General features: G+C 73.0%; 17 protein-coding genes. 13 read left to right on the top strand and 4 right to left on the bottom strand.

Annotated elements, in window-relative coordinates; all coding sequences use genetic code 11:
- The first annotated feature begins 62 nt into the window (after positions 1 to 62).
- The 4 genes from OG276_RS06240 to OG276_RS06225 all read left to right on the top strand — a co-directional run bounded on the left by OG276_RS06240 (position 63) and on the right by OG276_RS06225 (position 4,126).
- Positions 63 to 746 carry a response regulator transcription factor gene (locus tag OG276_RS06240; RefSeq protein WP_266903471.1) on the top strand — a complete coding sequence of 228 codons (684 nt, stop codon included), beginning with the start codon at positions 63 to 65 and terminating at the stop codon, positions 744 to 746.
- Between the two features lie 9 nt (positions 747 to 755).
- Positions 756 to 2,204, top strand: a complete 1,449-nt coding sequence (locus tag OG276_RS06235) for a HAMP domain-containing sensor histidine kinase (protein WP_266903470.1) — start codon at positions 756 to 758, stop codon at positions 2,202 to 2,204.
- Complete coding sequence (locus OG276_RS06230; protein ID WP_266903469.1) at positions 2,201 to 2,740, top strand: hypothetical protein; 540 nt, start codon at positions 2,201 to 2,203, stop codon at positions 2,738 to 2,740. The genes OG276_RS06235 and OG276_RS06230 overlap by 4 nt, the downstream gene beginning before the upstream one ends.
- Before the next feature lie 129 nt (positions 2,741 to 2,869).
- Positions 2,870 to 4,126: a cytochrome P450 gene (locus tag OG276_RS06225; protein WP_266903468.1), complete on the top strand. Its 1,257-nt coding sequence runs from the start codon at positions 2,870 to 2,872 to the stop codon at positions 4,124 to 4,126.
- Here OG276_RS06225 and OG276_RS06220 read toward each other — a convergent pair.
- On the bottom strand, positions 4,086 to 4,811 hold the full coding sequence (locus OG276_RS06220) for a hypothetical protein (protein WP_266903467.1): 726 nt from the start codon (positions 4,809 to 4,811) through the stop codon (positions 4,086 to 4,088). The genes OG276_RS06225 and OG276_RS06220 overlap by 41 nt on opposite strands.
- A 114-nt stretch (positions 4,812 to 4,925) precedes the next feature.
- Here OG276_RS06220 and ggt point away from each other — a divergent pair, with 114 nt between their 5' ends.
- Entirely contained in the window at positions 4,926 to 6,728 is a 1,803-nt protein-coding gene (gene ggt / locus OG276_RS06215) for a gamma-glutamyltransferase (protein WP_266903466.1), read from the top strand.
- Between the two features lie 3 nt (positions 6,729 to 6,731).
- Here the strand turns inward: ggt and map are convergent, their stop codons facing one another.
- Positions 6,732 to 7,499, bottom strand: coding sequence for a type I methionyl aminopeptidase (gene map, locus OG276_RS06210; protein WP_266903465.1), 768 nt, complete (start codon positions 7,497 to 7,499; stop codon positions 6,732 to 6,734).
- 64 nt (positions 7,500 to 7,563) lie between these two features.
- Here map and OG276_RS06205 point away from each other — a divergent pair, with 64 nt between their 5' ends.
- The 8 genes from OG276_RS06205 (at position 7,564) to OG276_RS06170 (ending at position 16,651) form a co-directional block, all read left to right on the top strand.
- Complete coding sequence (locus OG276_RS06205; RefSeq protein WP_243339177.1) at positions 7,564 to 7,815, top strand: helix-turn-helix domain-containing protein; 252 nt, start codon at positions 7,564 to 7,566, stop codon at positions 7,813 to 7,815.
- Positions 7,816 to 7,957: 142 nt separating this feature from the next.
- The gene (locus OG276_RS06200) at positions 7,958 to 9,163 is read left to right on the top strand and encodes an alginate lyase family protein (protein ID WP_266903464.1); all 1,206 of its coding nucleotides are present in this window, start codon (positions 7,958 to 7,960) and stop codon (positions 9,161 to 9,163) included.
- A 76-nt stretch (positions 9,164 to 9,239) separates the two neighbouring features.
- Positions 9,240 to 9,632 (top strand): PPOX class F420-dependent oxidoreductase, encoded by a 393-nt coding sequence (locus tag OG276_RS06195; protein ID WP_266903463.1) that lies wholly within the window; start codon positions 9,240 to 9,242, stop codon positions 9,630 to 9,632.
- 51 nt (positions 9,633 to 9,683) lie between these two features.
- Entirely contained in the window at positions 9,684 to 11,891 is a 2,208-nt protein-coding gene (locus OG276_RS06190) for a hypothetical protein (RefSeq protein WP_266903462.1), read from the top strand.
- A 173-nt stretch (positions 11,892 to 12,064) separates the two neighbouring features.
- Complete coding sequence (locus OG276_RS06185; protein WP_266903461.1) at positions 12,065 to 12,907, top strand: nitrilase-related carbon-nitrogen hydrolase; 843 nt, start codon at positions 12,065 to 12,067, stop codon at positions 12,905 to 12,907.
- Positions 12,904 to 14,199, top strand: a complete 1,296-nt coding sequence (locus tag OG276_RS06180; protein WP_266903460.1) for an aspartate aminotransferase family protein — start codon at positions 12,904 to 12,906, stop codon at positions 14,197 to 14,199. The genes OG276_RS06185 and OG276_RS06180 overlap by 4 nt, the downstream gene beginning before the upstream one ends.
- A gap of 17 nt (positions 14,200 to 14,216) precedes the next feature.
- Positions 14,217 to 15,617 (top strand): dihydropyrimidinase, encoded by a 1,401-nt coding sequence (gene hydA, locus OG276_RS06175; protein WP_266903459.1) that lies wholly within the window; start codon positions 14,217 to 14,219, stop codon positions 15,615 to 15,617.
- A 35-nt stretch (positions 15,618 to 15,652) separates the two neighbouring features.
- Positions 15,653 to 16,651 carry a TIGR03842 family LLM class F420-dependent oxidoreductase gene (locus OG276_RS06170; protein ID WP_266903458.1) on the top strand — a complete coding sequence of 333 codons (999 nt, stop codon included), beginning with the start codon at positions 15,653 to 15,655 and terminating at the stop codon, positions 16,649 to 16,651.
- Positions 16,652 to 16,754: 103 nt separating this feature from the next.
- Here the strand turns inward: OG276_RS06170 and OG276_RS06165 are convergent, their stop codons facing one another.
- Both OG276_RS06165 and OG276_RS06160 read right to left on the bottom strand, forming a co-directional pair.
- Positions 16,755 to 19,241, bottom strand: coding sequence for a glycoside hydrolase family 3 C-terminal domain-containing protein (locus tag OG276_RS06165; protein WP_266912567.1), 2,487 nt, complete (start codon positions 19,239 to 19,241; stop codon positions 16,755 to 16,757).
- Between the two features lie 178 nt (positions 19,242 to 19,419).
- Positions 19,420 to 20,505 carry a DUF1996 domain-containing protein gene (locus tag OG276_RS06160; RefSeq protein WP_266903457.1) on the bottom strand — a complete coding sequence of 362 codons (1,086 nt, stop codon included), beginning with the start codon at positions 20,503 to 20,505 and terminating at the stop codon, positions 19,420 to 19,422.
- Between the last annotated feature and the right edge of the window lie 72 nt (positions 20,506 to 20,577).

The raw sequence follows: 20,577 nt of genomic DNA, 5'->3' as shown, positions 1-20,577 counted from the left end.
CGGCCGCCGATATCGGCCGAAAGCGGGAGGGGACCGATCGACGATCCTGGAATACTGACCCGATGCCACGCGTACTGCTGATCGAGGACGACCCTTCCATCAGGGAGGGCGTGGGTCTCGGCCTGCGCCGCAGGGGCCACGACGTGAGCGCCGCCGAGACCGGCGAGGCCGGACTCGAACTCATGGCGAGCTTCCACCCCGAGCTCGTCCTGCTCGACCTCATGCTGCCCGGCATCAACGGGGTCCAGGTCTGCCGCCGGATCCGCGAGAACAGCCAGGTACCGATCATCATGCTCACCGCACGCGGGGACGACTTCGACATAGTCGTCGGCCTGGAGGCCGGAGCCGACGACTACATCGTCAAACCCGCCCGCACCGAGGTCATCGAAGCCCGCATCAAGGCCGTGCTGCGCCGCCTCAGCGAGCCCGCCGGCGGGCGCCCCGACGTGGAGTTCCACGGCGAGCTGGCCGTCGACCGCGCCGGGCTCACCGTCGCCAGGAACGGCGAGCGCCTCCCCCTGGCCCCCAGTGAGATCAAGCTCCTGCTGCACCTGTCGGCCTCGCCCGAGCAGGTCTTCTCCCGCCAGCAGCTCCTCGAATACGTGTGGGACCACAGCTACCACGCCGACGCCCGGCTGGTGGACGCCTGCGTACGCCGCCTGCGCCACAAGATCGAGGACCCCGACGGCGCCCCCCGCTACATACAGACCGTGCGCGGCTTCGGCTACCGCTTCGGCCCGCTGTAGGCGCCGAGCATGAGACGTTTCGCACCGCTGGGCCTGCGCACCCGGCTGATCGCCGCCTTCCTGCTGGTCGCCGCCATCTGCGCGGTGAGCACGGCCGCGCTCACCTACCAGCAGGCCCGCAACGCGATCCTCAAGCAGAGCCAGGACACCGCCGTCAGCACCCTGCGCGACCTGGTCGACTCCCAGTACACCCAACTGCCCATGGGGCAGGCGGAACTCCAGCGGCTCGTCGGGGAACTGGGCAAGCGCGGCCAGCCGCACCCCTGGATCGTCTACGGGGAGTACGGAAAGCTCCGCGCCAGCTCGAACCAGGGCGGCAAGACCGTCTCCCCCTCCGTCAGCGAACAGCTCCGCAGCCAGGTGACCGCCCATCCGCACGGGGCCTTCCAGCGCACGAAGGACCGGAGCGGCAACCTCTCCCTCGTCGTCGGCATGCCCGCCGTCTTCAAGTACAAGGAGGCCTACGAGAGCACCGGCGCCGTGTTCTACGCCGTCGTGCCCCTGGACACCGAGCAGACCACCGTCGAGGCCCTGGTCGCCGCCGCCAGAAGGGGCGCCGTACCGGGCCTGGCGATCGCCCTGATCCCCGCCCTGCTCGCGGCGCGCAGCGTCCTGAGGCCCGTACGGGACATGCGCAAGGCCGCCCAGCGGCTGGGCCGCGGCCGGCTCGACACCCGGATCGAGGTGCGCGGAGCCGACGAACTCGCCGGACTGGCCCGCACCTTCAACGAGACGGCCCGCGCCCTCGAACAGTCGGTCAGCGAACTCCGGGAGGCCGAGGCCCGCGCCCGCCGCTTCGCCGCCGACGTCTCCCACGAACTGCGCACCCCGCTCGCCGGGATGCTCGCCGTCACCGAGGTCCTCGACGAGGGCGCCGAGGAACTCGACGCCGACACCGCCAAGGCGCTGCGCCTGGTCAGCGCCGAGACGGAGAAGCTCGCGGTGCTCGTCGAGGACCTCATGGAGATCTCCCGCTTCGACGCCCGCGCCGCCGAGCTCAACCTCGACGAGGTCGACGTGGCCGAGGCCGTCACCAAGACCCTGGAACGCCGCCACTGGACCGACGGGCGGGTCAGCACCGACCTGCCCCCGGACGTCCGCGCCCTGCTCGACCCGCGCCGCTTCGACGTGGTCCTCGCCAACCTCGTGGGCAACGCCCTCAAACACGGCGGGACCCCGGTCCGCGTCTCGGTCCGCACCGAGGGCGGGCCCGAGGGGGAGCGGCTGCTCGTCGAGGTCGCCGACAGCGGGCCCGGCATCGCCCCCGAGGTGCTGCCGCACATCTTCGACCGGTTCTTCAAGGCCGACGCCGCCCGCACCCGCTCCACGGGCAGCGGCCTGGGCCTGGCCATCACCCTGGAGAACGTCCGCCTGCACGGCGGCACCCTGCACGCAGCCAACGCCCCCGGCGGCGGCGCCCTCTTCACCCTCGACATGCCGCTGGAGGCCCGCGTATGACCCGGGTGCGCAAGGCCGTGGCCGCGGCCGCGCTGACCGTCCCCCTGCTCCTCGCCACCGGCTGCGGCATCGCCACCAGCGGGGTCGTGGAGAGCGGCCGCGCCGGGACCGTGAAACTGGCCACCGCGCCGGATCCGGGCCTGCTGTACTTCATCGCGCCCGACGGCGCGCTCGTCCCGGTCCCGGTCTCCGACCGGATGCAGCGGTCGGACGCCGGCTTCACCATCGGGGAGCTGCTGGAGGGGCCGAACGAGGCCGCGCGGGAGGCCGGTCTGACCAGCGAGATCCCGGTGCCGGACGCCAAGAACCCGTTCGGCCCGGACTACGCCCGGGCGGGCGTCAAGTCCTTCGGCGACGGGAAGACCCTGCGCGTCGTGCTGCCCGTCCCGGTCGAGCCGCTGTCCGGCCCGGCCCGGCGCCAACTGGCGTGCACGGCCCTGGCGGCGGTGACCACCAGGCCGGCCCCCGAGATCCTCCTCATCGGCTCCGACGGCAAGGAGCAGAACGCCGTGTGCGAGGTCAGGCCGGAGGACTGAGCCCGGCCGGGGCGCGCGGGACGGCAGGCCCGGCCCCCGCTCCCGCGCGGCCCCTTGCGGGCCGGGGCCGGTCCCCGCCGCCGTGTGGCCCCTTGCGGGCAGGGTCCCGTCCCCGCCACCGTGTGGCGCATGGACCAAGGACCGGCCCCCGACGTCTTCGACCCGCGCCTCTACGCCGAAGGCGTCCCGTACGAGCGCTACCGGCTGCTGCGCGACCACCACCCGGTGGCCTGGCAGCGCGAGCCGGAGGTGCTCGGCTGGCCCGCCGGCCCCGGCTTCTGGGCCGTCACCCGGCACGCCGACGTGGTCCGGGTGCTGCGCGACCACCGCACGTACTCCTCGCACCTGGGCGCCACCCAGATCCGCGACCCCGACCCGGCCGACCTGCCCTTCCTGCGGCGCACCATGCTCAACCAGGATCCCCCCGAGCACGGGACCCTGCGCCGGACCGTGGCACGCGCCTTCACCCCGGCCCGCGTCGACGCCTTCGCCGCCCGGGTCCGCGGCCGCGCCCGTACGCTGCTGCGCGCCGCCCGCGACGGCGCCGAGGACGGGGCCGCCGACCTGGTGCGCACCGTCACCGACGAGTACGCGCTGCTGAACCTCACCGACCTGCTGGGCGTTCCGGCCGCGGACCGGGGGCTGCTGCTGGAGTGGACCGTACGGATCATCGGCTACCAGGATCCCGAGGACGCCCCGGCTCCGCTGCCGGGCCCCGACGGGAAGCCGCTCAACCCGCGCTCACCGGCGCTGCTGGGGGAGATGTTCGCGTACGCCCGCGAACTGGCCGCCCACAAAAGGGCCCACCCGGGCGACGACGTGATGACCGCCCTCGCGCTCGCCGGACTTCAGGACGCGGAGCTGGAGATGTTCTTCTTCCTGCTCACCGTCGCGGGCAACGACACCGTGCGCAGCGCCGCACCGGGCGGGCTGCTCGCCCTGGCCCGCGACCCGGACGCCTACGCCGGACTCGCGGACGGCCGGGCCCCGTTGGACCGGGCGGTGGAGGAACTCCTGCGCGTGCACCCGCCGGTGCTGAGCTTCAGGCGCACCGCCGCCGCCGACACCGAGCTCGCCGGGCAGCCGATCCGGGCCGGCGACAAGGTGGTGGTCTTCCACGCGTCCGCCAACCACGACGAGCGGGTCTTCGCCGACCCCGGCCGCCTCGACCTCGGCCGCGCCCCCAACCCGCACGTCTCCTTCGGGGACGGCCCGCACGTGTGCCTGGGCGCGCACTTCGCCCGGCTCCAGCTGCGGGTCCTCTACGAGGAGTGGCGCACGGTGATGCCCGCACCGGAACTCGCGGGCCAGCCGCGCCGGTTGGTGTCGAACTTCATCAACGGGATCACACGGCTGCCGCTGCGGGTGTCCGGGCCGGCCGGGTGACATCGGCGATCAGTTCCGTCACGTCGGGGCCGTAGGCGTCGGAGTTGATCACCTTCAGCAGGAGGCAGAAGGAGTCGTGGCCGTACTTCCCGGCCAGCTTGTGGTGGTTCCTGGCCAGGTAGCGGGCCGCGGCCTGATTGCTGACGGCGGTCTGCCCGCACAGCAGGAACACGGGCCGGGAGCCCGGTCCGGCGGTCAGCCGGGCGAGCAGCACGTGCTCGACGAGCCCCTTCTCCCAGCGGTACGTCTCGCCGCCGACGGTGATCGCCCCGCGGTCCGGTACGGGATCGCTGGAGACGATGATCTGCACCCCGGGGAGCATGGAGCCCAGGTGCGCCGTCGTCCGGGAGTTGGAGGACGGCCCGCCCACGCAGAACTCGGCCCGCTCGCCGAAGCCCTGCCGGGCTCCGTCGTGGGTGACGATCTGGACGTTCGCCCCGCAGTCCTTGATCAGGGCGGATATCTCCAGCAGGGCGAAGGCGTCGTTGCGGTGCAGGGAGGAATCGGTGCCGCCCATCTGCCGGTTGACCACGAACAGACAGTCGGAACCGGTCGGCAGCCCGAAGAAGGCCTGCTTGCGGCGGAGCGTGCGGCGCCACAAGTAGGTCCGGGCGAACCAGCCGAAACCGCCGCTGATGGCAGTGGCCGCCACCCCCAGTACGAGATTGCGCACGTCGTCGTTCATGGCGCGGATGGTAGCCGGGGTTGCGCCGTCCTGACGCGGGGGGTGCGGTGAAGTTACAGTGCCGGACTCAGGCCTGGGCCAGGGGGGCCGACAGGCCGTCGACTGGAGGTACGGATGCGTCGTCCCGCCGCAGCACGTCAGTTAGCGCTCCTCGCACTCACCGGTGCGCTCGTCTCCACCGGCGCCGCCGCCCCGCCGTCCGCGCCGGGGGCTCCGGAGAAGGTGCCGGTCGCCACCGGTTACGGCGGGGCCGTCGCCAGCGTCGACGCCGACGCCAGCGCGGCCGGCATCGCCGTCCTGCGCTCCGGAGGCAACGCCGTGGACGCCGCCGTCGCCACGGCCGCCGCGCTCGGGGTCACCGAGCCGTACTCCGCCGGCATCGGCGGGGGCGGCTACTTCGTGTACTACGACGCCCGCTCCGGCCGGGTGCGCACCATCGACGGCCGCGAGACCGCCCCGGCGAGCGCCACCGCCGCGCTGTTCCAGGAGAACGGCCTGCCCATCCCCTTCGCCGAGGGCCAGACCAGCGGCCTCGGCGTCGGAGTCCCCGGCACCCCGGCGACCTGGCAGAGCGCGCTGGAGTCCTGGGGCACCCGCCCGCTCGGCCAACTCCTGGGGCCCGCCGAGAAGCTGGCCCGCGAGGGCTTCGCCGTGGACTCCACCTTCCGGGCCCAGACCGCGCTCAACGAGGCCCGGTTCCGGGACTTCCCCGACACGAGGGAGCTCTTCCTGCCCGGTGGGGCCCTCCCGGTGGTCGGTTCCACCTTCAAGAACCCGGACCTGGCCGCCACTTACGCCGAGCTCGGCCGCAAGGGCGCGGGCGCGCTCTACCGGGGCCGGCTGGCCGAGGACATCGTCCGGGCCGTGCGCACGCCCCCGGTGGACCCGGCCGCCACCCGCGTGGTCCGCTCCGGCGATCTGACCACCGCAGACCTGCGCGCGTACGCGACCAAGCGGCAGGACCCGACCCGGGTCGGCTACCGCGGCCTGGACGTGTACAGCATGGCCCCGTCCTCCTCCGGCGGCACCACCGTCGGGGAGGCGCTGAACATCCTGGAGCGCAGCGACCTCGGTTCGCTCACCGAAGCCCAGTACCTGCACCGGTTCATCGAGGCCTCCCGGATCTCCTTCGCCGACCGGGGCCGCTGGGTCGGCGACCCGGCCGCCGAGGACGTGCCCACGAAGGAGCTGCTCTCGCAGCGGTACGCGGACACGCGCGGCTGCCTCATCGACCCGGCCAAGGCGCTGACCAGCCCGCTGGCTCCCGGCGATCCCCGTAACCCGGTCGCGTGCGGCGGCTCCGGGCAGGCCGCCCCGACCACCTACGAGGGGGAGAACACCACGCACCTGACCGTCGCCGACCGCTGGGGCAACGTGGTCTCCTACACGCTGACCATCGAGTCGACCGGCGGCAGCGCCATCACCGTCCCGGGACGCGGCTTCCTGCTCAACAACGAGCTGACGGACTTCTCCTTCGCCCCGGCCGCAGCCGGAGTCCCCGACCCCAACCTGCCGGGCCCCGGCAAGCGGCCGCGCTCCTCGATGTCCCCGACCATCGTGCTGGAGCACGGGCGCCCGGTGCTGGCGCTGGGCTCCCCGGGCGGGGCGACCATCATCACCACGGTGCTCCAGACCCTGACCGGGCACCTGGACCGCGGACTGCCGCTGGTGGAGGCCATCGCCGCGCCGCGGGCCAGCCAGCGCAACCAGACCACCACCGAACTGGAGCCGGGCCTGTGGAACAGCCCGGTCCGCGCCGAGCTGGAGGCCCTGGGGCAGGGCTTCCGGCAGAACCCTGAGATCGGCGCGGCCACCGGGGTCCAGCGGCTGCCCGACGGGCGGTGGCTGGCCGCGGCCGAGACGACCCGGCGGGGCGGCGGCTCGGCGATGGTGGTGCACCCGAGGGGGGAGCGGTAGCCCTTACAGGGCGGTGAGGATCCTCGGGCCGGCGGCGGTGATCGCGACCGTGTGCTCGGAGTGCGATGCGCGGCTGCCGTCGACGGTCCGCAGGGTCCAGCCGTCGGCGTCGCAGGCGTAGTCGTCGGTGCCGCCCGCGATCAGCATCGGCTCGATCGCGATCACCATGCCGGCGCGCAGCTTCGTACCCTGCCCGGCCGGGCCCTCGTTGGGCACGCCCGGCTCCTCGTGCATGGAGCGTCCGACGCCGTGGCCGCCGAAGCCGTCGGGGATTCCGTACCCGGCGGCGCGGCAGACGCTGCCGATGGCATGGGCGATGTCGCCGACGCGGTTGCCGGGCCGGGCGGCGGCGATGCCCGCCGCGAGGGCCGCCTCGGAGGTCGCGATGAGGTGCAGGTCGGCGGGGCGGGCCCGGCCCACGGTGAAGCTGACGGCCGCGTCGCCGACCCAGCCGTCCAGCTTCGCGCCGCAGTCGATGCTGACCAGATCGCCGTCGCCCAGCCGGTAGTCGTTCGGGATGCCGTGCACGATCGCGTCGTTGACGGAGGCGCAGATGACGGCCGGGAAGGGGACCGGCGCGAACCGCGGCCGGTAGCCGAGGAAGGGCGAGCTCGCACCGGCCTCACGGAGCACCTCGCGCGCGACCAGGTCGAGCTCCAGCAGGGACACCCCCACGGCGGCCCGGTCCCGGACGGCGGCGAGGGCCTGCGCGACGACTCGGCCGGCGGCGCGCATCCGGTCGATCGATCGGTCTGTCTTCAGTTCCATCATGCCAATAACTATACCGGTATAACTGTAACGGGATACTTATTGGTTTCCGGGGTAGGATGAGGTCATGGTCCGTACCCCCCTCACCCCCGAAGAGCGCGAGCGCGGCGAGCGGCTGGGCGCCCTGTTGCGCACGGCCCGCGGTGGCCGCAGCATGGTCGAGGTCGCGGCCAGTGCCGGGCTCTCCGCCGAGACCCTCCGCAAGATCGAGACCGGCCGGGCCCCGACCCCGGCCTTCTTCACCGTCGCCGCCCTCGCCGGGGCCCTGGGGCTGTCCCTGGACGAAGTGATGCGGCGCTGCGCCCTCGTGCCCGTGTGAAGTCCGGGTCCGCGAGTGGGCCGCGGCCGTTCGGCCGCCGGGCCCGCCATCCGGCGTGCCGTTAGGGCGGGCCCGGCGGCCGAACGGCCCAATCGGCGGTGGGAGGGCCGGGGCGCGGGGCAAGCGTGAAGGCGTGTCAGACATGAACGCATCCGCATCCAAGCGACTCGGCCTCGGACTCGTGGGCGCCCTCCTCGCGGGCGGCCTGCTGCTCGCGGCGTGCGCCGCCCCCGAGGGCCGGGCCCACGCCAAGGACCCGGGCGACGTGGTCTTCCGCCACCCGGGCGTCGTCGTCAGCCACACCCGGCTCCAGCACGCGAAGCAGATGGTCGCCGCCGGCAAGGAGCCGTGGAGCTCGGCGTACCGGGCGCTCCTCGCGAGCCGCTACGCCTCCCTCGACTACCAGCCGCACCCGGCCGGCGTGGTGCCCTGCCCCTTCGACTCGGGGCCGCAGTCCTGCCTCGACGAACGGCAGGACGCGATCGCCGCGTACACCCACGCCCTGCTGTGGTCGGTGAACGGCAAGGCCTCCCACGCGCGCAAGGCCGTGCAGATCATGGACGGATGGTCGGCCGTGATGAAGCGCCACGCCGAGGACAACGCCGGCCTCCAGGCCGCCTGGTCCGGCTCCACCTGGGCGCGCACCGCCGAGATCATCCACGCCGACTACCCGAGCTGGGGGGACGAGCGGGTCGCCCGCTTCAAGGAGATGCTGCGCACGGCCTACCTCCCGGCCGTCCGCGCGCAGGTGCCGGCGTACAACGGCAACTGGGAGCTCGCCATGACCGACGCCGCCCTCGGCATCTCCGTCTTCCTGGAGGACCAGGCCGTCTTCCGGGAGTCCCTGGAGCGGTTCCGCGAGCGCGTCCCCGCGTACTTCTACCTCGAGCGGGACGGCGCGCACCCGCTCGCCCCGCCGCGCACCGGCATCGACTCGCCGGACAAGGTCGCGTCGTACTGGTTCGGCCAGGGGACGTACGCCGACGGCATCGCCCAGGAGACCTGCCGCAACCTCATGCACGTCGGCTACGCCCTCGCGGCGTCCGCGCACATCGCGGAGACGGCCTGGCACCAGGGCATCGACCTGTACGGGGAGCAGGGCGAGCGGCTCCGGGCGGCACTGGAGTTCCACGCGAAGTACCAGCTGGGGGAAGAGGCCCCCGGGTGGCTGTGCGGCGGCAAGCTGGAGCGCACGATGGGCCCCGACCTGGAAGTGGCGCTCCAGCACTACGCGGTGCGGACGGGCGCGAAACTCCCGTACACCCGCGAGCTGGTCGAGAAGACGCGGCCGGCCGGGACGGACGACCTGTTCGTGGCGTGGGAGACCCTCACCCACGGGGAGAGCTAGCACGCCCCTTTCGGATCGTGCCGGGCGATGCCGCTGACGGGCCGGTGCCGCTGGCGGGCCGCGTAGGGTCGGGGGCATGACGATCGAGGAACTGGGCCGAGCGAGGTACGTCAGTCTCACCACCTTCCGCAAGGACGGCACCGCGGTGGCCACGCCCGTGTGGGCCGTGGTGGACGGCGGCGAGCTGTACGTGTGGACGCGCAACGACGCGTGGAAGGTGAAGCGGATCCGCAACAACGGGCGGGTCACCGTCGTGCCCTGTGACGTACGCGGACGGGTCGCCGACGGGGCCGTCGCGGTCGAGGGCGAGGCGCGGCTGCTCGACGAGGCGGGGCTGAAGCGGGTGCGGAAGCTGATGACGCGCAAGTACAAGTGGCAGTTCTGGATGCTGGACGTGCCGGCCGCCCTGGTCCGGCGCGAGCGCCCTCACACCGCGATCGCGGTCACGCTTGCCCCGCCCGCCGTCTAGCTTTGAGACTCCTGTAGCCCGCCCGTAACACGGGTGGGATCCAATGCGGGGATGGAGACCGCGACTTCGCAGGTGATCGGCCAACTCTCCGGATACATGCGGGGATTGACGCAGCGACTGGATCCAGGGACAGGCTGGTACGGGGAGTTCCTGCGGCGGGACCCGGAGGGGATGCGGGCCTGTCTGGACGGAGCCGCGATGCCCCCGTGGGACGTACTGGAGTCCCTGCTCGGGGACTTGGCGGTGTCGACGGGTCCGGTGGCGCTCGCGCGGGAGACCCGGTACGCGGCCGGGCTGCGGGCCGCGGCCGTAGGCGTCTGGGACCGGCTGCCCGGCGGGGTCGAGGAATTGCGCACGCTGCTCGCTTCGGCCGCCGAGCAGCGGGCCCGGGCCCGGGCGGCCCTGCGCGCGCTGTCGGCGCGGCTGGCGGAAACGACGGACCGGGCGGAGGCGGAGGCCCTGTCCCGGGAACTCTCCTGGACCCGGGACGACGACGCCCGCGCGACCGCCCGCCACGAGGACCTGACGACCCGCCTGGAGGCGGTGGCCCCGACTCCGGCGTCGACCCGGGCTTCCGGCCGGCCCGGGTACCCGTCGCCGGCACGGCCGGAGCCCCTGAACGGGGTGCCCGCACAGCGCACCGCGACCTCGCCGGGCGCGGTGTGGCCGGGGCCGCGGGACGGGATGCGGGAGGACGCGCAGGCGGAGTCCCGCGACGCGGCGTGGGGCGAGGCGCCCGCGGAGGCCCGGGGGGCGACCTCGGGCACGGCTTCGGACACGACCCCGGACGCGATGGCGGGCCCGGTGCCGGAAGGGGCGGCGGCCCCGGTCGGGCGGGCCGAGGGGCGGTGGCTGCGCGGCACGCGGCGCAGCGGCGGAGCCCGCTACGCGGGTGCGGCCGCGCCCGAAGCCCCGGCGGTCACCACGCCCCCGGGGCAGCCGTCCTCCGTCACGCCCCTGCGCGGCGCCCGCTTCGGGCTGCCCTCCCGCCCGGCGGCGGCCGAACCCGACCCGGCGGGGGAGCCGGTGCCGGAACAGGACGCTTCGGCAGGCGTGGCCGGGCAGGGGAGCCCGACCCCGGGAACCCGGTACGAGCCCGCCCGCCCGGGCTCCGAAGGGCCGGGCCCCGGGCAGGCGTCCGCGGCTTCGGGCCAGGGCGGCTACGCCGGGTCCGGGCGGATGGGCGGTCATCCCGGGGCCGGGACCGTAGACGGCCATCCCGGGTCCGGGACCGCAGACGGCCATCCCGGGGCCGGGCTCGCGGGCGGTCATCCCGGGGCCGGGACCGCAGACGGCCATCCCGGGGCCGGGCTCGCGGGCGGCCATCCCGGGGCCGGGCCCGCCGATGGGCACCTCGGATCCGGGCGTACGGGCGGGTATCCCGCAGCCGGGCCCGCAGCCCGGCCTCTCGGGTCCGGGGCGTCGGCCGAGGCCGCCTGGAGCCCGGCTTCCGGTCGGCCGGGCGGTGACTCCGGCTCGTCGGGCCAGGGCGGACGCCCGCCCGGCACCCCGGCCTGGAGCGCGGGATACGCCCCCGCCGCCGACCCGGGGTCGCGGCCCCACCCGCAGGGCGAGCCCACCCCGTGGCAGGACCGGGCCCGCGCCGGCGGAGCGCCCGCGGACTCCGCCCAGTGGCCCGGCTCCGCACCCGGCTCCGCACCCGGCTCCGCCCCCGGTTCTGGCCCCGCCTCCGCCCCCGGCTCCACCGCCGGAGGCGACCCGCACGGCGTGCCCGCCCCGTGGGCCGGGGCTCCCGGTGGCGGCTTCGTGGCGGGGCTCGTGGCCTTGCGGGGGCAGGGGCGGAGCGGTGAGGCGCACGTGCTGCTCTGCGAGGCGGCCGCCGGGCCCGCCGAGCGGCTGCTCGGACTGGGGGAGGAGCTGCGACGGGCGGGCCTGGCGGCGGACTGGGCCACCCTGCTCTGGGAGGCGGCCTCGCTGCCGCCCGCCCGGTTCGCCGCGGCCGCCGCCGCGCTCGGGCCGGCCGACCGCGACGCCCTGCTGCGCCAGGGCGCGGCCCGCCCGGCCGCCGAGATCGCCGAGGCCGCCCTCGTGCTCGCGGAGGCCGGGCACGCCCAGGAGGCGGACGCGCTGCTCGCCGCCTTCGTCCGGGTCCGCACCGCGGAGGAGTCGGCCCGGCTCGCGCGCCGGGACCCCCGGTGGTTCGCGCCCCGGCTGCTCCGCGCGGCCGAAGCCCTCTCGGGGGCTCATCACCGTGACCTGTTGCACGCCCTTCGAGTCGCGAATCTGCCCGTCGCCTGACCGGAATCGACCACGTGGCGACGTAACTCCTGCGTTTGCTGATCGACTACTCCAACCGCGCAAGGCGGTCTTGCCCCGGGCCTGGCCGAGGCCTACCTTCAACTCCCTACGCGCAGCCGTCGTACACCCTCTACGTGCGTAGAAGCCGGCGTACCCGTCGCGAGGAGCAGCTCATGGCCCAAGTCGTCCGCGCCGCAATCGTCCAGGCCACCTGGACCGGAGACACCGAGTCGATGATCGCCAAACACGAGGAGCACGCCCGGCGGGCCGCCGCGCAGGGCGCGAAGATCATCGGCTTCCAGGAAGTCTTCAACGCCCCCTACTTCTGCCAGGTCCAGGAGCCCGAGCACTACCGCTGGGCAGAGGCCGTCCCCGACGGCCCCACCGTCCGGCGGATGCAGGCCCTCGCCCGCGAGACCGGCATGGTGATCGTCGTACCGGTCTTCGAGCTGGAGTCCGAGGGCTTCTACTACAACACCGCCGCGGTCATCGACGCCGACGGCAGCTACCTCGGCAAGTACCGCAAGCACCACATCCCGCAGGTCCGGGGCTTCTGGGAGAAGTACTACTTCCGCCCGGGCAACCTCGGCTTCCCCGTCTTCGACACCGCCGTCGGCCGGATCGGCGTCTACATCTGCTACGACCGGCACTTCCCGGAGGGCTGGCGCGAACTAGGCCTCAACGGCGCCCAGTTGGTCTACAACCCCTCCGCCACCTCCCGTGGGCTCTCCGGGTACCTGTGGCAGCTGGAGCAGCCCGCCTCCGCCGTCGCCAACGAGTACTTCGTCGCCGCCATCAACCGCGTCGGCCAGGAGGAGTACGGCGACAACGACTTCTACGGCACCAGCTACTTCGTCGACCCGCGCGGCCGGTTCGTCGGGGAGGTCGCCAGCGACAAGGAAGAGGAACTCCTCGTCCGCGACCTCGACTTCGACCTCATCAAGGAGGTTCGCGACCAGTGGGCCTTCTACCGCGACCGCCGCCCCGACGCCTACGGAGGACTCGTACAGCCGTGACCAACCCGATCCCCCTGCACAGCCGGCACCGCTCCGTCCTGCCCGACTGGCTCGCGCTCTACTACGACCGTCCCCTCGAACTCACCCACGGAGAGGGCCGCCACGTCTGGGACGCGGACGGCAACCGCTACCTGGACTTCTTCGGCGGCATCCTCACCACGATGACCGCCCACGCCCTGCCCGAGGTCACCAAGGCCGTCTCCGAACAGGCCGGGCGGATCATCCACTCCTCCACCCTCTATCTCAACCGCCCGATGATCGAACTGGCCGAGCGCGTCTCGGCGTTGTCCGGCATCCCCGACGCCCGGGTCTTCTTCACCACCTCCGGCACCGAGGCCAACGACACCGCCCTGCTGCTCGCGACGACGTACCGCCGCTCCAACCAGATCCTGGCGATGCGCAACAGCTACCACGGCCGGTCCTTCTCCACCGTCTCGATCACCGGCAACCGCGGCTGGTCCCCGACCAGCCTCTCGCCGCTCCAGACGTACTACGTCCACGGCGCGGTCCGCACCCGGGGCCCCTTCGCCCACCTCGACGACACCGCCTTCACCGCCGCGGCCGTCGCCGACCTGGAAGACGTGCTCGGCCAGGCGCGCGGCGGAGTCGCCGCGCTCATCGCCGAACCGGTGCAGGGCGTGGGCGGGTTCACCTCGCCTCCCGACGGGCTCTACGGCTCCTTCCGCAAGGTCCTCGACCGGCACGGCATCCTCTGGATCAGCGACGAGGTGCAGACCGGCTGGGGCCGTACCGGCGACCACTTCTGGGGCTGGCAGGCCCACGCCCAGAACGGCCCGCCGGACATCATCACCTTCGCCAAGGGCATCGGCAACGGCATGTCCATCGGCGGGGTCGTGGCCCGCGCCGAGGTGATGAACTGCCTCGACTCCAACTCCATCTCCACCTTCGGCGGTTCCCCGGTCACCATGGCCGCCGGCGTCGCCAACCTCGCCTACCTCCTCGAACACGACCTCCAGGGCAACGCCCGCCGCGTCGGCGGCCTGCTGCTGGAGCGGCTGCGGGCCATCGCCGCGACCGTGCCCGCCGTACGGGAAGTGCGCGGCCGGGGCCTGATGGCCGGCCTGGAGCTGACGAAACCCGGCACCGACCAGGCCGACCCGGACGCGGCCGCCGCCGTACTGGAGGCCGCCCGGGCGGGCGGCCTGCTGCTCGGCAAGGGCGGCGGGTACAACACCAGCGTGCTGCGCATCGCGCCGCCGCTCTCCCTCACCGTCGCCGAGGCGGAAGAGGGCGCCGAGATCCTCGCCGAGGCCCTCAGAAGCCTCAACTAACACCGGGGGAGACGTACATGAGCATCCGCACCCTCATCCGCGGCGGGCTCGTCATCACCGCATCCGACGAGCTCCACGCCGACGTGCTGATCGAGGACGGCCGGGTCGCCGCCCTCGCGGCACACGGCACGGCGGCCGCCGACACCTGGACGGCCGACCGGACGATCGACGCGAGCGGGAAGTACGTCATCCCCGGCGGGGTCGACGCCCACACCCACATGGAGCTGCCCTTCGGCGGCACGGCGGCCTCCGACACGTTCGAGACCGGCACCCGGGCCGCCGCCTGGGGCGGCACCACCACCATCGTGGACTTCGCCGTCCAGACCCCGGGCCACGCCCTGCGCGAGGGCCTCGACACCTGGTACGACAAGGCCGACGGCAAGTGCGCCGTCGACTACGCCTTCCACATGATCCTCTCGGACGTCAACGAGCGGACCCTGAAGGAGATGGACCACCTGGTGGGGGAGGGGGTCACCTCCTTCAAGCTGTTCATGGCCTACCCCGGGGTCTTCTACAGCGACGACGGGCAGATCCTGCGCGCGATGCAGCGGGCGTCGGGCAACGGCGGGCTGATCATGATGCACGCCGAGAACGGCATCGCGATCGACGTGCTCGTGGAGCAGGCCCTCGCCCGTGGAGAGACGGACCCGCGCCACCACGGCGAGGTCCGCAAAGTGCTCCTCGAAGCGGAGGCCACCCACCGGGCGATCCAGCTCGCGCGGGTGGCCGGATCCCCGCTGTACGTGGTGCACGTTTCCGCGGAGGAGGCGGTCGCGGAGCTGGCGGCGGCCCGGGACAAGGGGCTGCCGGTCTTCGGCGAGACCTGCCCGCAGTACCTCTTCCTGTCCACCGACAACCTGGAGGAGCCCGACTTCCAGGGCGCCAAGTACGTCTGCTCCACCCCGCTGCGCCCGCGCGAGCACCAGGCGGCGCTGTGGCGGGGGTTGCGCACGAACGACCTCCAGGTGGTGTCCACCGACCACTGCCCGTTCTGCTTCCGGGGCCAGAAGGAGCTGGGCCGGGGGGACTTCTCGAAGATCCCGAACGGGCTGCCGGGGGTGGAGAACCGCATGGACCTCCTCCACCAGGCCGTCCTGGACGGGCACATCAGCCGCCGTCGCTGGATCGAGATCGCCTGTGCGGCCCCGGCCCGGATGTTCGGCCTCTACCCGCAGAAGGGCACGATCGCACCGGGTTCCGATGCCGACATCGTTCTCTACGATCCGCACGCCGAGCAGGTCATCTCCGCCGAGACGCACCACATGAACGTGGACTACTCGGCGTACGAGGGCAAGCGGATCACCGGACGCGTCGACACGGTCCTGTCCCGGGGCGAACTGGTCATCGACCGGCGCGAGTTCACCGGTCGCGCCGGTCACGGGGCGTTCATCCCCCGCTCCACCTGTCAGTACCTGTAAGCCGCAAGCCCGCACGCAGCAGCAAGGAGCCATGCATGGACTTCGGCCTCGTCCTGCAGACCGACCCGCCGGCCTCCCAGGTCGTCAGCCTCATGAAGCGCGGCGAGCGCAACGGGTTCCGCTACGGCTGGACCTTCGACTCGGCGGTCCTGTGGCAGGAGCCGTTCGTCATCTACAGCCAGATCCTGGCCAACACCCAACGCATGCACGTCGGTCCGATGGTCACCAACCCGGGGACGCGGACGTGGGAGGTGACCGCCTCCACCTTCGCGACGCTGAACGACATGTTCGGCAACCGCACGGTCTGCGGGATCGGCCGCGGGGACTCGGCGATGCGGGTCGCCGGGCGCGCGCCCAACACCCTGGCCCGCCTGGGTCAGGCGATCGACGTCATCCGGGACTTGGCGGAGGGCCGGGAGGCCGAGGTCGAGGGCAACGCCATCCGGATCCCCTGGATCACGGACGGAAAGCTCCCGGTCTGGATGGCGGCGTACGGGCCGAAGGCGCTGGCCCTGGCCGGTCAGAAGGCGGACGGGTTCATCCTCCAGCTCGCGGACCTCTACCTCACGGAGTGGATGATCAAGGCGGTCCGCCAGGCTGCCGTGGAGGCCGGCCGTGACCCCGATTCGATCACCATCTGCGTTGCGGCCCCGGCGTACGTGAGCGAGGACCTGGCCCACGCCCGCGACCAGTGCCGTTGGTTCGGCGGCATGGTCGGCAACCACGTCGCCGACCTGGTCTCCCGCTACGGCGAGCACTCCTCGATGGTCCCGGACGAGCTCACCGAGTACGTCAAGTCCCGCCAGGGCTACGACTACAGCCACCACGGCCGCGCCGGGAACCCGTCCGCCGACTTCGTTCCCGACGAGATCGTCGACCGGTTCTGCCTGCTCGGCCCGGCCGAGGCCCACATCGAGAAGCTCCGCGCCCTGCAGGCCCTCGGCGTCGACCAGTTCGCCGTGTACGCCATGCACGACGCCCGGGAAGCGACGATCGACGCGTACGGCTCCGACATCATCCCGTCGTTGGGCTGACGGTCACACGGGGGACGGGGCCGACCGGGAGGCCGGCCCCGCCGCCGGGCGGCGCCGACGGTGTCGCGGGTGCGGCCGGACGCCGCGAGTAGCTGCCGTGCGCTTACCGGACGGACAGGATCTGTCGGCTGCCACCCGTCTTCCCGACCCTCGTGCCGCTCGGTCCCCGAAGGGGCAGAGCCCCTCTCCACACCAGGTCGTCGGCCGACCGGCCCACCATGATCTGGTAGGTCCCGGGCTCCGTGATCCAGGCCTTCCCGGTTTCGGACCAGTACCGCAGCGCATGCGCCGGGACCTCCACGACGGCGGTCACCGAAGCACCGGGTTCCGCGTGCACCGCGGCGTAGCCGGCGAACCAGCGGACGGGACGCTCGACGGTGGATTCCGGACGGGCGAGGTATACCTGCACGACCTCACGGCCGGGCCGGCCTCCCGTGTTGCGTACCTGTACGCGGACCGTGAACGGTGCGCCTTCCACCGCTTCGTCGGGGGCCTGAACCGCCTCGTACTCCCAGCTGGTGTAGCCGAGGCCGTGGCCGAACCAATAGGCGGGTTCCTTGCCGGCGAGGAGCCAGCCCCGGTGTCCGATGTGGATGCCGTCGTCGTAGGCGAGCCGGCCGCCGACCGGCCGTGCGTGGGTGACGGGTGCGTCGGCCAAGGCGGCTGCCCAGGTGGTGGGGAGGCGGCCGCCGGGCTCGGCGTCTCCGAACAGGACGTCGGCGAGCCCGGCTCCGGCTTCCTGGCCGGGGAACCAGGTGAGCAGCAGCGCACCCACCTCGTCGCGCCAGGGCAGTTCGACCGGGCCGCCGCTGTTGACCACGGCGATCGTGCGCCGGTTGACGGCTGCAACGGCGCGGACCAGCGCGTCCTGGTGGCCGCCCAGGGAGAGGTCGCCGCGGTCGTGGCCCTCGGTCTCGGTGTGCTCGGTGGTGCCGACGACCACGATCACGGCGTCCGCGTCACGTGCCGCCCGTACCGCTTCCGCGAGCGCGGCCGCCGCCTCGGGCTCCGGCGGCGCCGCCGCCACGATCGTGGCGCGCCCGGCCCCCGGGACCAGTTCGCGCCGAGCCGTCAGGAGAACGGGCTCCGTCGTGTCCACGGTGGCCCGCACCGTGTGGAGGGGCGGGTTCACATGGACGACGGCCGGGTCGTCGGTGGTGCACGGGAACTCGCCGTCCAGTACGGTCCGGCCGCCGAGAGTGATGCTCATGAGGCCGAAGCCGGCGATGCCGAAGGTCCATTCCCCCGTCGTCGGAGGCCGGATGAGCGCGCTGATCTCCACGGTCCGTGCGGAGGGACCCACGGGCGGCTCGAGCTGGGTACCCGACAGCCGGTGCTCCGCGTGGAGCTCCTCGCCCGCCTCGTCCAGCAGGCGCAGCAGCACACCCGGCTCCCCCGACCGCGGGTCGCTGCACCAGCGGGTGCCGAGAGGCGCGGGGGGAACGCCCAGTCCCGGACCCGGTACGTGCACGACCCGGGCCAGGCCGTCGAGCCGGGCGCGAATCCCTTCGAGGGGAGTGACCGCGTGCGGGGGGAAGACGCCCGCGCTGCCGCCGCCCTGTACCCGCGGGGAGTCGGCGTGCACGCCGATGACGGCGACCTTCGACAAGGAGGACGGGGCGAGCGGGAGCAGCTCGTGGTTGCTCAGCAGTACGGATCCCGCGGCCACGGTGCGGCGCAGCAGCGTCCGCGTCTCGTCCGCACCGAACGCCGGTTTCCGCGGGCCCCGGTTCGATCCGAGTGCCCCCACGCGTCCGGCCAGCCGGAGCAGGCGCCGCACCTTCTCGTCGATGGCTTCCTCGGGGACGTGGCCGTCTTCGACGGCCTCGACGAGGGACTCCTGCCACGGGCCCTGCGGTCCCGGCATCGCCAAGTCCAGTGCGGCGAGCGCCGGTTCGCGGGCCGAACGCAGGGCGCCCCAGTCGGAGACCACCACCCCGTCGAAGCCCCAATCGCCTTTGAGCGGTTCGGCGAGCAGTGGATTGGCGGTCATGGTCGCGCCGTTCACGCCGTTGTAGCCGGCCATCACCAGCCACACGCCCGCCTCGACAGCGGCCTCGAACGGCGCCAGGTAGACCTCTCGCAGCACCCGCTCGGAAGCCCGCACGTCCACGTGCATTCGCCCCGTCTCCGAGTCGTTGGCCACGTAGTGCTTGGCCGTGGCCGCCACCCCGGCCGCCTGGATGCCCCGGATCAGCGCCGCGCCCGTACGGCCCGTCAGTACGGGGTCCTCCGAGAAGCACTCGAAGTGCCGGCCGCCCAGGGGAGTGCGGTGCAGGTTGAGCGTGGGCGCCAGGACGACGTCCACGCCCTTGCGAGCCGCTTCCGAAGCGAGCAGGCCTCCCAGCTCCTCGACCAGGTCCTCGTCCCACAGTGCGCCGATCGTGGACGCCGAGGGCAGCAGTGCGGAGGTGAGCCGCTCGTCCCAGGCCTCTCCCCGCACCCCTGCGGGTCCGTCGGAGGTCACCATCTCGCGCAAGCCGACGGCCTGTTCACCGGCCGTCCGCCACGTCGTGGCCCCGGACAGCAGCCGCACCTTCTGTACGAGATCGAGCTTCTCCAGCAGTCGATCGAGCACGTCCTCGCCCATCCCCACCCCATCCACGTCTTCCGCTCCCCACTTATGGGAGAGCGCTCTCCCAAGCTTTGGTGTGTGCTGACCCGGCGTCAAGCCCCCTTTGAGGGCGAATCTTCGGCAAAGAGAGAAGGCCCCGCCCGCCCCGTCGCGGAGACGGGGCGGGCCGGGCCGCTACGGAGGGCCGACCGGGTCAGGGCAGCCGGTACTCCGAGTTCAGTACCGTCCCGCGTTCGGGGCGGTACAGGTCGAAGCCGCGCGGGTCGCACTGCAGGCCGCCGACGATGCAGTGGTCGACGAGGGCCTTGAGGGTGCGCTCCTCCCACGCGTTGAAGAAGTCGTAGTGGAAGGAGTAGCCGCGGCCGCTGGCGAGGCGGACCTGGGACATGTCGCCGTTGACCGGCCACGCCATCTTGAACTCGATCATCGGCAGGGCGACGGGGTGGGAGGCCGGGCACATGTTGTCGTTGGTGCCGGGCTTGACGACCGTGTACGACATGTGGCTCTTGTGGTCGGGGGTGTCGAGGTACTTGCCGTCCCAGCAACTGGGTGCCTGGAAGCGGAGGTTGAGCTGGACGTCGGGCCGGTTCGGACAGCTCGCCGGGAAGTCGGTGTTGAAGAAGCTTTCACCGCATTCCCAGCCCTCGACGAAGCCCTTGTGGTCGCGGAACTCCTGGGCGCTCTGCATCGGGTTGCCGACGACGAACCGCAGACCCTTGGGGAAGGGCCGCACACTGGTGTAGTCGGTCACGCCCGCCTTGTAGTAGATGACCTGCGGCCCGGTGGGCAGGATCTTCTGGTCGCCCTTGTACAGCGAGGGCATCCAGTACGCGGAGGCGTCCGCAGGCGCCTTGCAGGTGGTGTTGCCTCCGTAGAGCGAGCCGGTGGTGCTGGCGGCGTTGGTGGAGGTGTTGCCCATGAACGTGTGGTCGTGCGACCTGCCGAACTGGCCCGGGTAGACGATCGGGTCGTCCGGCGCGGTGTGGGTGACGGCGCAGCCGGCCTGGAACTCGTGGTGGTAGGCCGGCGGCGGGGTGGCCGTGGATGGTGTCACACCGGTGACCTGCGGAACCGCCGGGATGTAGCCGTCCCCGTCGGCGTCGTCGCCCGACGCCTGGAGGGAGACGGCCATCGTGTGTCCGCTGTGTGACGCGGCGGACGTAGAGGGGGCCGAGCTGCCGGGATCCGCCGCGTTGGCGATCGCGCCGACGCCCAGGAGGCTGGCGACGAGGGCGGTGCCGACGAGGAGCGCGGAAAGCCGTTTCGGACGTGCTGTCATGGAACTCTCCTGCCGTTCTTGTGGGGGTGGTGTGGGCTGCTCTTGGGCGGGTGGCGGGAAGCGGCTCGTTTC

Source organism: Streptomyces sp. NBC_00086 (assembly GCF_026343255.1).
Classification (GTDB): Bacteria; Actinomycetota; Actinomycetes; order Streptomycetales; family Streptomycetaceae; genus Streptomyces.
Note: the sequence above shows the minus strand (reverse complement) of the source record. Positions and strands in the feature narration are given on the sequence as shown.